The sequence below is a fragment of the Ruegeria sp. BA2 genome, from assembly GCF_056539605.1.
Map to the genome: position 1 here is coordinate 108,902 of NZ_JBQFVE010000012.1, position 15,068 is coordinate 123,969.

Genomic DNA, 15,068 nt, shown 5'->3' on the forward strand with positions numbered 1-15,068 from the left:
TTCACTTAAGGAACTTTTCTTTGCAAGGTTCTATTTCGGCGATTATCCCGACCTTCAACCGAAGCGGCTACCTAGGTGAGGCTATTGATGCGCTGCTGAACCAGACCCGGCGGCTTAGTCAGATTGTTATCTGGGACGATGGATCGACCGACGACACCCCCGAGATCGCACGCAGGGCGCTTGAGGCGGACAAAACCGGCTCATTGCAGTATTTCCGGGCGGAAAATCAGGGAAAATCCGCCGCGCTGAATGCCGCGCTGAAAGAGGTTCGAGGGGATTATATATGGATATGCGACGACGACGATGTCGCCTGCCCGGATGCGGCCGAAAAACTGGCACAGGTTCTGGACAGCAGCGATGCGGGCCTGGTGGCAGGGGCGCATACCCGATTTTCCGTGGATGAACGCAGCGGGCAAAAAGCCTTTTTCGGGACGGGATACTGGCCCGATTTGTCTTCGGGCAGTGTTATTCGCCATCTGCTGGAAGATATCTTCTTTTTCCAGAATGCCTGCCTGGTCAGGCGATCGTGTTACGAAACAATAGGGCCATTTCGCGAAGATCTTAACCGATCCATAGACTATGAGATGTTTGTCCGTTTGGGGACACGATTTCCGATCGCGCTGGTTGATGATGTCCTGTTTTTCCAGCGCAAGCATGACGGCGCACGTGGCCCGGCGGCTCAGCAGCATTCAGCGGCTCAATCGGATACGGTCTGGCTGCAGAGTGACAGGGCAATCTTTGCAGCTTTGCGCGACCGGCTGCCGATCGCGTTTTATGCCGCCCTGTTTCGCGCGGGGTCACCGGAACTGGCGCTGCGGGCGGGTTATCTGCAACGCGGTTGCGTCTATGCCAGGCGCTGCGATTGGGCGGCTGCACTCGAAGATTTTCAGACAGCGGCAGACATGGAACCGTCGAAAGGGCTATCCGCGACCGAGATCGGCATCGTCATCCGGGCCATGGCCGGAAAGCATGGTAACCACGAGGCCTATCTTTCACCGATGCGCGACCAGCTTCTGGCACTGGCGCGCAGGGGGGCGACAGGCAAGACCCTCGTCCACGCTTTGGGGCGCGGCTCTGTTTGGCGTGCGCGAGAGGCTTTGTCCGGGCGGGCGTTCGGGCAGCTTGCCAGTGTCGCGCGCTTTTGCGCCCGAGCTGGATTCCGCCCCCAACCCTCGTCACATATTGGAGAGGTGTCCGAAGTCGATCACCTTGCAGATGAGGCATACAAGTGGTGAGCGGTACTTCGCGTGATATCGACCCAACCCGTGTTGTCGTTCTGATCCCCACTCTGAACGAGGCTGCGCATATCGAAAACGTCCTGTCCGACATTATTGTCGGCGATCCGGTCGCATCCCTTTGCCCAGTTATCGTGGCTGATGGTGGCAGCACGGATGACACCTGCACCATCGTGTCGAAACTGACCGAGCGTTTCGGCAATCTGCGCCTGATCCATAATCCCGGAAAAACGCAGGCAGCGGCCATGAACCTTCTGCTTCAGGGGGAATTTGACCAATTCGACATTGCCATCCGATGTGATGCACATGCGGCCTACCCTGCTGGATATGTCAGCAACCTTGCGCAGTGTCTTGTTGCAAAAGAAGTCGACTCGGTCGTCGTGCCGATGGATGCCATGGCCGATAGCGGCGGGTGTTTTCAGCGCGGTCTTGTCTGGGTGGCGGACAGCAAATTGGGGGCCGGGGGATCCCCGCATCGCGGTGGCAGCAAGTCAGGCTATTACGATCACGGGCATCACGCCGCCTTTCGCCTGTCCGGCTTTCGCGCTTTGAGTGGGTACGATGTAAGTTTTGTTGCCAATGAAGATGCCGAATATGACCTGCGGCTGACTCGTGGAGGCGGAAAGATCTGGCTGAATGCCGATCTGCGCATTGGCTATTTCCCAAGGCGCTCGGCCAGAAGCCTGTGGAAGCAATATTGGAACTATGGCACCGGGCGCGCCCAGACCTGTCTGAAACACAAGGTCCGACCAGGTCTCAGGCAGCTTATACCGGCCGTTCACACGGGTCTTGTTGTGCTCAGCGTGCTGGCTTTGCCGGTGACCCGTCTGCTTTTGCTCTGGCCGCTGTTCTACGGTGTTGTCATTCTGGGCGTAGGCCTGCAGATCGCCCTGCGCCACAGATCCCTGTGCGGGCTGACGGCCGCTCTTGCGCTTGCCACGATGCATCTGGCCTGGGGGCTGGGCTTTCTGCTGCGCGTGCTACGAGGTAGGCACAAGACCGAACCCCCTCCACTAGCCAGCGAAAGATCCTGAACCGACATGTCCAAGATCGCATTTTTTGGCCATAACTCGAATGAACCCGCCATCCGTCGACGGGCCCGAGCTTTTCAGAGCGCAGGGCACGAGGTGGTCGGGTTCATGCCGCACCGGGGGGCAAAGCAGGCGACAGACTGGCCGGTTGTCGATCTCGGAGAGACGCGTGACAACGCCTATGGGCAACGGATCATGTCGATTTTCCGGGGCGCTGGCATCGCGGCGCGCGAACGCGCCCTGCTAGAGAGTTGTGATGCCATCTATGCCCGTAATCTGGATATGCTGGCGATGGCGGTCCGCACCCGCAGCAAACTGGGCCTGAATACACCGCTGATCTATGAATGCCTGGATGTGCATCACAAGCTGACAGGGCAAGGTGCGGTTGCGCGCGCATTGCGGCGCGTTGAAAAAAACCTGCTGACGCATTGCGCCCTTGTGGTCATTTCCTCGCCGCGGTTCGAAACCGAGCATTTTGCGGTGCACTACCCGGGGGCCTACCGGGCGTTCCTGTTGGAAAATCTCATGATCGAAGGGGATGACTTCCCCCCCCGCCCATCGCTGGAAGTGGCCGAAAACGCATCTGATGGGCCGCTGCGGATCGGATGGTTTGGCAATCTGCGTTGCCGACGCTCATTGGATCTGTTGCTGGGTCTGGCGCGCCGGTTTCCCGACGACGTGACACTCAACCTGCGCGGCTATCCCGCGCCCGGTGTGTTCACGAATTTCGAAGAGGAATTGAAACCGTATAAAAATGTTGCCTTCGGCGGGAGATATTCCGCACCGGAAGATCTGGCCGCGCTGTATGGTTCGGTTGATCTTGTCTGGGCCGGAGACTGGTACGAGGCCGGGGCGAATTCCGTCTGGCTGCTGCCCAACCGGATCTACGAGGGGGGGTATTTTGCCACACCGTCGCTGGCCCCTGCCGGAACCGAAACCGCACGCTGGCTGCAGGAACATGGCAGCGGTATCCTTCTGGAGCAGCCGGTGGAGCGTATGCTTGAGGCTGAAATCGCCGGGTTGCTGTTGGATCGCTCACCGATTGCGTCGTTGCGAAAGCAGCTTCTTTCACTCCCCAAAAGTACGTTTGTTGAGGGGGCGGAAACAACGGCGGAACTTCTTCAGGCGGCCGGAGTGCCCCCTGTTTGAGCATGCACACACCCTATGGCAGCCTAAGGGCGGGCTTTGGGATGGTAAAACGGGCTGGCTCCTGCAACATGTCAGCGGCGCTTGCGGTTGGGCGGTCTCAGCAATCTGGATTCCCTACCGGGAGCAGTTTATTCTCTGGCCGCGTTTACCGCAGTAAATTTTTATTGAGATCCTCTAATGACCCAAGAGCTCAGGACTTTGACAAGATTACCTGATTTCATTATCGGCGGCGCACCCAAATGCGGCACGACCTCGTTGCATTTCATCCTTGGGCAAAGCCCGCAGATTGGAATACCCGACGAAGAAATACACTATTTCGATGCGGATGATCCGATTACCCATCCTGATTTCCTGAATGCAAATGGGCCCGAGTTGAAGTGGTTTGATACCCGCCAGGAGCATGCAGCCAATCTGGATTGGTACACGTCCCGGTTCGCCAGATTTCAGGACAAGTTGCTGATCGGTGAGGATTCCACCACCTATCTGTTTTCGGCGGTGGCCGCGCGGCGCATCAAAGAGCTGTTGCCCGATGTGCGGCTGATCTTTCTGCTGCGCGATCCGGTCAAACGTGCGTATTCGCAATATTGGCATCTGATCTGCAGCGGACGGCTGAGTTGCAGCTTTGAGCGGGCCTTGAGCCGACACAGCTCAATTATTCTGGGGTCCACCTACGCCCCCCATATTGCCGGGTATTTCGATGCGTTCGGGCGTGATGCCGTGCATGTCGCCGTGTTCGAGGATTTTCTGACCGACAAGCAGATATTCCTCAACCGTGTCACCGCCCATATCGGGGCGCCCGAGATGGATGTGGAGACGCTGCAGACCTGGTTTAACCGGACCTATTATCCGACGATGCCCAAAGGTCAGCAATGGCTGAACCGGATCGGCGGCCTGATCGTAGCAGGACGGTATCGCAACCATATGGGGCAAGAGACGGGGTTGTCGGAAAAGATACGCAACAAGCTGCATTATCATTGGTTCCGACGCATCAATCCGATCTTGCTGAAGGCGGAGAAACCGCCCGCCATGCGACCGGATACGGCGGCTTATCTGGCGCATCACCTGTCGGACCGGAACGCAGGGCTGTCTGATCTTCTGGACCGCGACCTGTCGGCCATCTGGTCCGGGTTCCGGGGATGAGCACCCGACGGGTGGATATCGCATTGGTTTACGACCCTCGGTTCTCGGGGGGAACAGCCGCCGCGATGCTGGCCGACGCAAAGGCGTTTCATGGGGCCGGCGCCACGGTGGGATTACTGCCGGTCACGTCGGGTTTTTTCAAAGGCACTGGGGACAAGTTCAACGCCGCCGTGACCGCGCTCGCCGATCTGGATGGGTTTCAGATGATACCTCAGGGCAGCGCGTTGACCGCCGATGCGGTTTTTTTCCATCATCCGCTGACCTTCTTTCACAAAGTGGCCGAAAGCGCGGATATCCGTGCGAAGACATCGGTTCTGGTGACGCATCACCCGCCGTTCCGCGGGGATGGTTCGCTGGAATACGATCCGATCGCCACGACCCGGTTGATCAAAGGGGCCTTTGGGATCAGCCCGATGTGGGCACCCGTATCGGGCGTGATCCGCAAGCATCTGCGCAGTTTTGCGCCCTTTGTGCGCCTGACAAGTGCGGATTGGGTGAATGCCTTTGATGTCACCCATTGGGAACCCGCCCGGCAGGTTTTTGACCAGCCAGTTGCGACCATCGGGCGACACAGCCGCGAGGATATGCTGAAATGGCCCGATCTGGCCGCGGACGTGACCGCGTCGTTGGCACCGCCCGGTCCGGGCTGGAAAACGCGCGTCATGGGGTGCCCGTTTCAGGCGCTGGAACAGGCGGGCGTCGATCTGAGCAGATGGGAGATCGTTCCGTTTAACGGCGAACCGGTCGAGCGTTTTCTGGATAGCCTGGATGTTTTTTCCTATTTCCACAGCGACAGATGGGTCGAAGCTTTTGGGCGTACCGTGCTGGAGGCGATGCTGATGGAACGCCCCTGCATTCTGGATTTCAAGCTGCGTGAAACCTTTGGACCCCTGGCACAATATGCTTCACCCGACGAAGTACCGGACATTCTGACGGCGCTGCGCAATGATCCGGCTGGCACACGAAAGCGCTGCTCTGAAGTGCGCAGCATCGCGGCCAATCGTTATTCAAGCGCTGCGATTCCAGACCGCCTGCATGCCCTGCAGCAAGATCAGGGGACGATCATGCGTGTTGGCCCGGTTCAAGCGTCTCCTGTGGTCACCCTACGCAAGCTGGCCGGGCTTGCACGTCGGGAACGCAGTGTGGTGCAACAGGTGAAACCGCAATGACTCAGATCAGCCTCTCAGAAGCTCAGGCAAAAGACTATGATACCTGCGTCATTGGGGCTGGGGCGGCTGGATTGGCTTTGGCATTTGCTTTGGGTCGCGCCGGGTTGAAAGTTCTGGTCATCGAACAGGGCGGCTTCAATTCCGGCGAGATCGACGAAACAATTGACCGGGATGAGATCGTGTCGCGTGACACCCACGATCCCCGCCAGCGCACCAACCGCGAGGCCGTGGGCGGTACGCTTTTGGGTTGGGGCGGACGCTGTGTGCCGTTCGACCCCGAAGATTTTTCAACGCAATCCGGGCGACATGCACATCCCTGGCCGATCTCTTTTGACGACTATGCAAAGTGGGTCGCGCCGGCTGCCGAATTTCTGGACTCGGATACGGAATTCGAAAAGCCCGCGCCAGCCGGGTGGCCTTCGGTGGAAGGCGTAAGCGTTGAACGGGTCGAGTTGCTGAATGCGTTAGGGCAGGCAGATGCGCTGCAGGACCGGCTGCAGCAGGGGCGCGAACCGGTCGACCTGCTCAAACAGGCGCAGCTTTTGTCAATGCGTTGGAGCGGAGGTCCGCAAGCCCGGGTGCGGGAGCTTGAACTACTGCACGAGGGGCAAACCACCACCCTGCCCTGCCAACAGGTTGTTTTGGCCTGTGGCGGGCTTGAGACGACGCGCCTTCTGCTGCTGGATCAGGCAGCGCGGCCCGGGGCCTTCGGAGGAGTGTCAGGTGCGCTTGGCCGGTATTACATGGGCCATCTGACGGGGGCGGTGGCAGAGATCATATTCCGTGATCCCGCGGTGTGCAGTGGATTTGGATATCAGAGCGAAAATGGCCACAGCCCCTATCGCCGCCGGTTTGTCCTGACCGGTGATGCGCCATCCAATGTTGCGTTCTGGATAGAAAACCTTGCTCAGGCCGATCCCCGGAACCGGTCGGGTGAGATTTCGGCAAAATATCTGCTGAAAGGCTCAGACGGTTTGGGGCAGGCAGGGGCGCATATCGCCAATGTCTTACGTGACCCGGTCGGGGTGATTGACGCCATGCGCTCGGGGGCCAAGCGGTTTTCGGCGGAAATCGCCCGGCGTCCGCAGCGCTTGGTGGCCCGGGGTACCGGGCCTTACGCACTGGCCTATCATGCTGAACATTTCCCGGAACATGACAGTCGGGTCATGCTGTCGGACGATGTGGATCAGACCGGTCGGCGCAGGCTAAAGGTCGATTTCCGTTATGGCGTGCGCACCGTTCAGACACTGATCGACGCACACAAACTGCTGGCCCAACGGGTGCAGTTGGCGAACGCAGCCGACATATCACTGCCGGACGATCACACCCTTGCCGAGGCGATCACCCGCAAGTCCCGCGATGGATATCACCAGATTGGCCTGACACGCATGTCGGCGGATCCGCAAGATGGGGTTGTCGATTCAAATTGCCGCGTGCATGGGACAGGCAACCTGTTCGTCGCGTCCGCTGCGGTCTTTCCCGTGTCCGGGCAGGCCAATCCGACCTTGTCCGTGGTTGCCATGGCGCTGCGTCTGGCCGATCATATAGCGGCAAAGCACCGGGCAGGTTTGGCCGCATGACTGTGACGGAAACATATTCTTCCAAACGCGAGGCGTTCGAACATCGGCGCGACCACGTGCTGGTGACCTTGTGGTTCTTTGTCACGTTCAAGCAATTCCGGTATGACGAACTGATCCTCTACCCGCTGGCGCTATATTTTGCCTGGGCCTTCGTGCGGGATTTCAACAAGAATTTCCCATTGATTGCACGCAGCGCGATCCTGTTTGTCTTCCCAGCTTGGTGGATGCTTTCCGCCCTTTGGGGGGATCAAACTGGGTTGATTTTGAAATCAGGCCTGCAGCTGACGCTTACAATCATGATCTGCTATTGCATTGCAACGCGTCTGACCGTGCGCGATATCCTAATTTCGCTGCTGCTAACATCTGCCTACTATGGCGTGCTGAGTTTTCTGGCGCCTTACATGGGAACTGGGACGGTTGCCCGTGGCGTGTTCTCGAGCAAGAACACGATGGGATCCGCCATGGTCATTCTGTGGCTTTCCTCACTCTGTATCATTGTGGATACCGAGTTTCCCGGAAAGATCAGACTGTTCGGGGTCGCCACGGCGGTTTTGGCGATGTATCAGATACAGCGGGCGGATTCCGCAACCGCTGTACTGCTGGCGCTTGGCATTCTCGGGATGGTGTTACTCTTGGCTGTTGTACCGCAATCTGGGATTCTCAAACGCCCCTGGTTCTATGTGGTGGCTTTGGCATCATTGGGTATCATCTTTGCTGCGGCGTCGTGGTTCTTCACGTCACAGACAGTCGAGCCAATCAATGCGGTTCTTGAAGCATTTGGCAAGGATGGAACCCTGACGGGTCGGACAGTGTTGTGGCAATATGCGACCCGGCAGATTGAAGACACCCCGCTGCTCGGTGTCGGAGCAGGTGGGTTCTGGACCCCATATGACAAACTATCTGAGGCAAGCCGTATCTACGAGGAATTCCACAAAGCGTCATATGCCACCTTCTCGTTTCATAACTCCTATTACGAAATCGCTGTACACCAAGGCTTGATCGGATTGTTTTTTTGTATTCTGATCGTTGTATGGGCAATTTGCAGCATTTTACTTTTTGGGCACCAGTCTGAACGGGTTTCGACGATTTTCATTCTGTGCGTCAGTGCTGTTACGCTCGCGAAAAGCATGACGGAATCTGAGTTGTTAACTCCATTCGCGCTTTTGACGGTACTATTTCTGACAGGTGGACTAATCAATCGCAACAACCTGTCAGACGCTACCTATCGGAGGGCGGCATAGGGACGAAGAAAGGTTAATGTCCAGACATCGGATAAAACCCTTGGACTTCCGGGAGGTAAGGGTGGGCAGTATGATGCCGGCAAGCACTGCGTATTCCATCACCGCTACCACATCGTTTGGTCGACCAAGTATTTCTACAAGTGTTGACTGGTCAATTGTACCTGCGGATTCGCGACGTTATTCGACAGCGCTGCTGTGAGAAAGAGGTCGACAACCTGCGCGGGATGTTGTCATCCGAACATGTCCACGTATTCCTGTTAGTGTCGCTGAAGCTTGGCGATCTCCGGTTTGGTGCGCAGGATGAAGGGCTGTTCGTCTCACAAAGTGCAAGGGGGGATTTCCCGCGCTGAGCAGGCTTAACTGGGGCCGCAGGTTCTGGGGGGCTGAGAACGTTTCAACCATTAATGGAGACAATCACCGAAGATATCGTGCAGTAATACCCTGAAGATCATGTCGCCCACCCTACCGACATCAGCCAACTATGATTCATTGTTCGGGCTACAAGGGCCGCCTGTGAAGAGTGCTGTCGTCACCCATGAATCAGGGGCCTGATATCGGGTTTGGAAGGTCAGTACAGTCAGTTGAGTTGAACTTTGTTCCAGGGGATTTCTTCGATATCCGCCTGGTTTGTCTGGCCGCTCCAGTCATTCTTGATGAACACGGGCCAGCACTCTTGGTCCTTGCGGATGAGCACGGGCTTGTAGGCCTGCTGAAACTGCGGGCTCCAGTAAAGACCCTTGAAGTAATCTGCCGCACTCCAGAGTTTGAACCCCCCGCCCTCGCACGCGCGTTTGAATTCCGCCACGATGTCTGGCTGCCGGTTCCAGAAAACATCCGGATCAAAACTGGCGAGGTTGCGGGTTCCGGTCTTGATCGGGTTGGCATGGGCCATCTCGGTCCAGTTCAGGCCGAGCAGATCAAGTATTTCCCCATTGTACCCCAACGCGATGCCGCCTGCGGGACCGACGCCGATGACCGGTTTCGGGCTGAACTGGTCCAGCACGGTTCCAAACGCCACGCCGCGTTGCGCGATCCGGTATTCCTTGATGACATCAAACCGCTTCTGGTGATAATGCATCCAGCCCGGAAGCACCGCCACCATTATGCCGATACCGACCAGCAGTATCCTGGCCGCCGCGCTGCGCGCAATGGCGTCCGAGCGCTGCAATGTCAGCTGTATCAGCTGTCCGAATATGAGCGCCGCCGGAACCGCAAGCAGGGGTGTGAGAGGCTGCAGGAACCGCCACAATGCGAAATGGTCGCCGCCAAGCGCCGCGTAGCACAGGCAGAACCCGCCGACGGTTGCCGCAGGCGGGAAAAAGCACCTGCCCTTGTCCCACGAGCTCAGCAATGCCCACAACGTGACCAAAACCCAAAGACCCACATAGATTTCGACAAACGGCATCTGCAGGAGAAACGAGAGAACATATTTTGCGCCATCGACAAAGGTTTGCAGCCGGTCCGCCGAGACCTTGGCGTAAAACGTGTTTGGCCATGGCTGCCCGAAATACAAGATCCGGAATATCAACAGCGCCGAGAAGGACATGACGGCGGCGATCGCGGGCAGGAAAAACTGCCGCCGGTGACCGGCGCCGACCAATGCGGACACCGCCAGCAGACCGATCGTCACGGCAACGCCTTCCGGCCGGACCAGTGGCAACAGGCAGGCGACAAGCGTTACGCCCAAGCGATTGGGGCTTGGGTAGCCTTCGACATTCAGCATCAGGACAAGCTGATAGACAAAAAACAGCAGGAGGCCGGACCACAGGCCCACTTCCATTTGCGACCATGTCGACCACAGAAAAAAGCCGGGCGCGCCCAGCATCGCAATGCCTGCAACCCAGACAGAGCTGTCTTCCGGGGCATCGACCGCCAAGGCCAACTGTCTGGTGATGCCGAGGGCAGACCACACCGCAATGAACGTCAACGTGGCCGTTATCAGCAAGATCGCCATGTTCGGAGAGCTGAAGAAATAAAACGCCAGCGTCAGAATGCAGGTCCACAGAAAGCTTGTGGAGCCTTCGACCCGTTCACCGCCAATATTATAAACATACCCATGTCCGTTGGCGATATTTTCCGCGTAGGACATGCTGATGGCGGCGTCGTCAATGCCGGTCGCCGGCAATCCCAGGGATAGGAACTGCGAAACTGCGATACCGATTGCAGTCACAAAAAGCGCGAAGACAAAATCGTTTCTCAATAAACTCATATCTTTTCAGGCCACCGGAATACCTTTGAAATTGGACATATCTTCCCTACAGAATTTTGCTCAGACTCTCGTCCGAGCATAACAGCACGCAAAGAAGCAGTTCTGTTCTTGCCAGAACCCAACCTTCGCAACATTCCACCTTGCCGGTGTCAAAATCGGATTTGATCTGCGCCTCAAGCTTTGTAATCGCGGCGCCCTCCTCGGGGTCTTCGACCCGGGACAGGTTCTGCGACATGGCCTGCAGATCCGCCTGAAACACCGCATCCGCCCCCAATCCTTTGTCCAGCCATGCCTGCCCGATCCGCCGCATCGCTTCGGCGGCCTGATTTTGCGCGGCTTCCCAGCCCTTGCACGGCTCCATCATCCCGCGGGCGACTGGTATGGCATAAAGCGCGCCGCCGACAGCGGCCGCGCCCGAGACTATAGCAACTCTGCGGCTGATCTTGTTCATAACCCACCTTCGGCGCGGAAATTCTCTTTCAAATGGTCCGCAAGTTTCAGGGACGTGGCAACAATAGTCAGTGTCGGGTTCTGCCATCCGCATGTTGGAAACAGCGAACTGCCGGCAACATACAGGTTGTTGGTATGGTGCACTCTTGCGTTACCATCCGTTACGCCGCGCTGCGGATTGTCATCCATCCGGGTCGTTCCCATGTGATGCGCGCCGCCCCAGCTGCCTTCAAGCAATTCTTCCGGTTCGGCCTCGATGTCGATGCGCATACGCCCGAAACCGGCCCGGCCCACCTCTGTTGCAATTGCCTGATGCGCCCGCATGACGCCTTCGTGATCCTGGGCGGACAGCTTCCATTCAAGGCGTGGCTGCGGCCGGCCAAACGCGTCCTTGTCCTTTGCCAGGGTAATGCGGCTGTCCGGGTTGGGGACCTGCTGCACATAGTTTGCCAGGGCATAAACCCGCGGCCCCGCGTTCCATCGGCATTTCGCCAAATGACCCACACCCCGGGGGTCCGACAACAGGGCCAGCACGTCTTCGGGGACGATATTCCCTTTCATGACGGCCTGAACCGTATCCATGTAGGGATCAAGGAACCAGAACTGGCTTCTGTATCTGGGCACTTCAAGCCGTCGGACTTCGGCCGGGGGCAAGGCCATGTGACCGCGGACATGAATGCCGCGCCAGGGCCATTCCGATCTGTAAAAATCCAGCGACGCATGACCGGTCGACGGCAGGATGACACCGCTGGGAAACAGGATATGTTCCTGGAAGAACCGCCCGACAAGATCGGAATGATTGCCCAATCCGGCCGGGCGCTGAGCGTTCGACAGAAGCAGGATCCTGGGGTTTTCGATCCCGCCCGCGGCAAGGACAAATCTTTTCCCGGTGACCTGGAAGCTGTTGCCGCCAAGCGCGCTGACCGTGACGCTTTTCACCTGGTCGGACTCGGCGCTTTCCAGGTCGATCGACGTCACTTCGGCATTCAGGATGATCCTTGTATTCGGATCGTCCAGCAATGCATCGCCATATTTCAGGCCAAAGCGCACCCGGTTGTAACGGGCCATGACGGTCTGCACGCGGGTCGGGTCGAACGGAAACAGATCAAACCCCAGATCGCCTGCGGCCTCTTGGGGATCATAGTCGAATTCGCCCAACCCCAGAACCCCATGGGCCTGTTCGTAATACGGGCGGATCACATCATAGCCGTAGGGCCAGCCGGAATAGTCGATCCAGTCCTGCCGTTCGAAATCTATCGGGTCCAATGGCACGCATTGTCCGCCCCAGTGATTTGTGGTGCCGCCAAAATACCGCAGTCGCCGCTTGTGCACTTCGGGATAGGGGCGTCCGCCATCTTCGATATGCGACAGCGCGTTCACATCGGGATCAACGCTCAGACCGCCTGCTTCGAGAATGACAACCCTCAGACCCTGTCCCAGAAAGGTGCGCGCGATCGTGATCCCGGCCGCCCCGGAGCCTATGATGACAAGATCGGCGTCCACATTGGTGTTCTTCGGGAGCGATCGGGCATCGTCAAAATCGTCCGGTTTCATTTCGGCACCTTGTTTCGGGGGCGATCAGTTTGAATGGAACAAAAGAAATTTAACAAGATTTTCTCGGTCCTGAGCATTCTCAAGACCATAGAATGCCATTTCGTTATCCGGAACAGTCTCCCGTGGTTTTTCAAGAAAGGCGAGCATTATATCTGTGGTCCAATCGAAATCGACCGCGCGAAACGCCTCTGAATAATTAAACGCCCCGGTGGCAGCTTTTCGTCCGATAATATCCTTCAAAGACGGGGCGGTCTGAGAATGGGAGGTATTCTCTATCTGATGGCAGGCGGCACACCGTTCCTCAAACACCTTGCGACCCAAATCAGCTTCGGCCGACAGCGTTGGTTCTTCTTCCTTGCAGGCGCTCATAACGGCAAGGCAAAGTAGAAAAAGCAGGTATTTGGGGAGATGTTCACAGACTTTCGCCAAATGGTCATCCCCTCTGCGCAACCTTGAACGTAGGTAGGTTGCGTTATCCTTACATCGCGGTGAACCCAACCTCAACTTAAGTGGAAACCTGCGCGAATTTACATCCCTGTCCAGGTCGCTACGGTGTGAACGCTGTTGTTGTAAACAAGACTCAACGCGCCACGTGGCAAGGCTAGACCGTTCAGATAGCGTTCCCAAAATATGGTTCATGAAAACAGGAAATCCTGTGTATCGGCAAACCACACCAGTACATTGTCCGTCGTGATGTCATATGTGCCGCCACCCAGGGCCGTCCCTTTGAGCAGTTGAGCATCCGCACCATCGACTTCGATGCTGGCCCCGTTGATGCTTATGATAACACCTGACCCATCGGTTTGATCCGCCACTGTTGCAGGGCCAAGTGATTGCTCAAAGATCAATCGGTCAGAACCCGTGCCGAAATCCAGAATGACGTCTGCGGATGTGGCATTAATCGCAAAATCCGTACCAAAGATAAAGCTGTCATTGCCTTCCCCGCCGATCAGAGTATCAGATCCCCTGCCACCAGTCAGGTGATCGGTTCCCGTGCCACCCAATAAGCTATCGTCCCCGGTGCGGCCACGGATCACGTCATTGCCGCCCCCACCGTTCAGGAAATTAGCTTGTGCATCCCCTATTAATAGATCACCTGCGTCGCCACCAATCACATTGACCGCATCCAGGGAAATCGCCGACCCGTCGATCGTTCCGGCAAAAAAGCCAATTTCGGTTTCCAGAAAGTTGGCTGCGGCCTGCGCATATAGTGCATCACCGGCATCGGTGAAATGTACCTGATCCGATAGAAGCTCACTCGCGGTGATCGGAGGTTCAAATACGTGAAGCGTTGTATGTTCGGCTGACGCGGTCGTCACGATCTGTCGAATGCCCGGGACAAACGTGCCGTTACCCGCGTCTCCGATAAACATTTCCCCATCAACGATACTATAGCCTTCGTTGGCTGCTGTAGTCATATCCGCGTGTATAGGCGAAAAAAAGTTTATCGGAATCAGCGAGATGACGAGATGACGGTCCTGCGCCCCGTCTAATGCGTAAAATTGATTGATTAACTCCTCTGTCCCAGCGATAACCTGATCGATTTTTTCCGGCTCGCTTAGGTCGTTCGTACCCATCATGAACCAGGTTACATCAGGGCGTAGTTCGTCCACAGTCAACGAGAAATTCATCACATCGTTCGGGTCGTCCGTTAGGACTTCTGCCAATGAATGCCCGGGAAGGCCTGAGTGATCCTTATCGAGCATACCGTCAGGACCGCTGTTGTAACGACCAATATAGTCAATCCAGACATTGTCTGCTGATAGTCTGTCGAACAGATCGTCGCGGAAACCACCTTCGATTTCAGGGTTTCCGAATTTGTAACCTTGTGTCAGCGAGTCGCCGAAGGCCATCACAGTTGCAGCAAAGGTGTAAGATCCTTGCGACAAATCCACGGTAAGTGCCCGGCTTTCTCCAGAAAAGTCACGCTGACCAACTGACAGGAATACAGTTGCGCTATCGATGCTTTTGCCGTCGCTGATCGTGTATTCGAAACTGTCGGACCCAACATAACCGGTATTGGGCGTATAGACGACTTCATCGCCCACTATCACCACCGTTCCATTAGCTGGCTGGCTGGAGATGCTGTTGATTTCCAGTGTTGTCAAATAGTCAGCGTCCGGATCGACATCATTGGCCAGCACATCAATTATCGAAGACCCCGAACTTTCGACGCTGGCGTAATCGTCACCGGCGATCGGCGGAGGATCCATGGTGATCAACCGGCCATTGGCTTCCATATCGGCTTCGGTTCCGGCTAGGTTGCCGACGCCCTTCAGCAGGGCAACCGGGACAAAGCCACTGGCCCCG

At 56.9% G+C, this 15,068-nt stretch carries 13 protein-coding genes; 8 read left to right on the top strand and 5 right to left on the bottom strand.

Annotated features, from left to right (window positions below; genetic code table 11):
- The first annotated feature begins 20 nt into the window (after positions 1 to 20).
- The 8 genes from ACR0NN_RS20235 to ACR0NN_RS20270 all read left to right on the top strand — a co-directional run bounded on the left by ACR0NN_RS20235 (position 21) and on the right by ACR0NN_RS20270 (position 8,895).
- A complete protein-coding gene (locus ACR0NN_RS20235; protein ID WP_170725410.1) occupies positions 21 to 1,235 on the top strand; it encodes a glycosyltransferase family 2 protein in 1,215 nt (404 codons plus the stop codon).
- Complete coding sequence (locus ACR0NN_RS20240; protein WP_170725409.1) at positions 1,232 to 2,269, top strand: glycosyltransferase family 2 protein; 1,038 nt, start codon at positions 1,232 to 1,234, stop codon at positions 2,267 to 2,269. The genes ACR0NN_RS20235 and ACR0NN_RS20240 overlap by 4 nt, the downstream gene beginning before the upstream one ends.
- Before the next feature lie 6 nt (positions 2,270 to 2,275).
- A complete protein-coding gene (locus tag ACR0NN_RS20245) occupies positions 2,276 to 3,415 on the top strand; it encodes a glycosyltransferase family protein (protein ID WP_170725408.1) in 1,140 nt (379 codons plus the stop codon).
- A 198-nt stretch (positions 3,416 to 3,613) separates the two neighbouring features.
- Positions 3,614 to 4,555, top strand: coding sequence for a sulfotransferase family protein (locus ACR0NN_RS20250; protein WP_170725407.1), 942 nt, complete (start codon positions 3,614 to 3,616; stop codon positions 4,553 to 4,555).
- On the top strand, positions 4,552 to 5,724 hold the full coding sequence (locus tag ACR0NN_RS20255) for a glycosyltransferase family protein (RefSeq protein ID WP_170725406.1): 1,173 nt from the start codon (positions 4,552 to 4,554) through the stop codon (positions 5,722 to 5,724). The genes ACR0NN_RS20250 and ACR0NN_RS20255 overlap by 4 nt, the downstream gene beginning before the upstream one ends.
- Positions 5,721 to 7,304, top strand: coding sequence for a GMC oxidoreductase (locus ACR0NN_RS20260; protein WP_170725405.1), 1,584 nt, complete (start codon positions 5,721 to 5,723; stop codon positions 7,302 to 7,304). Before ACR0NN_RS20255 ends, ACR0NN_RS20260 begins: the two co-directional genes overlap by 4 nt.
- Positions 7,301 to 8,545 (top strand): O-antigen ligase family protein, encoded by a 1,245-nt coding sequence (locus ACR0NN_RS20265; protein ID WP_170725404.1) that lies wholly within the window; start codon positions 7,301 to 7,303, stop codon positions 8,543 to 8,545. Before ACR0NN_RS20260 ends, ACR0NN_RS20265 begins: the two co-directional genes overlap by 4 nt.
- Before the next feature lie 155 nt (positions 8,546 to 8,700).
- Positions 8,701 to 8,895: a hypothetical protein gene (locus ACR0NN_RS20270; RefSeq protein ID WP_480685397.1), complete on the top strand. Its 195-nt coding sequence runs from the start codon at positions 8,701 to 8,703 to the stop codon at positions 8,893 to 8,895.
- Between the two features lie 227 nt (positions 8,896 to 9,122).
- Here the strand turns inward: ACR0NN_RS20270 and ACR0NN_RS20275 are convergent, their stop codons facing one another.
- From ACR0NN_RS20275 to ACR0NN_RS20295, 5 genes are all read right to left on the bottom strand, one after another.
- Positions 9,123 to 10,754, bottom strand: coding sequence for a hypothetical protein (locus tag ACR0NN_RS20275; protein WP_170725403.1), 1,632 nt, complete (start codon positions 10,752 to 10,754; stop codon positions 9,123 to 9,125).
- A gap of 46 nt (positions 10,755 to 10,800) precedes the next feature.
- The gene (locus ACR0NN_RS20280; RefSeq protein ID WP_170725402.1) at positions 10,801 to 11,205 is read right to left on the bottom strand and encodes a hypothetical protein; all 405 of its coding nucleotides are present in this window, start codon (positions 11,203 to 11,205) and stop codon (positions 10,801 to 10,803) included.
- Positions 11,202 to 12,758 (bottom strand): GMC family oxidoreductase, encoded by a 1,557-nt coding sequence (locus tag ACR0NN_RS20285; RefSeq protein WP_170725401.1) that lies wholly within the window; start codon positions 12,756 to 12,758, stop codon positions 11,202 to 11,204. The genes ACR0NN_RS20280 and ACR0NN_RS20285 overlap by 4 nt, the downstream gene beginning before the upstream one ends.
- A 24-nt stretch (positions 12,759 to 12,782) precedes the next feature.
- Positions 12,783 to 13,187, bottom strand: a complete 405-nt coding sequence (locus tag ACR0NN_RS20290) for a c-type cytochrome (RefSeq protein ID WP_170725400.1) — start codon at positions 13,185 to 13,187, stop codon at positions 12,783 to 12,785.
- A 206-nt stretch (positions 13,188 to 13,393) separates the two neighbouring features.
- The coding region (locus ACR0NN_RS20295) for an Ig-like domain-containing protein (RefSeq protein WP_480685400.1) at positions 13,394 to 15,068 on the bottom strand (1,675 nt) is incomplete at its 5' end.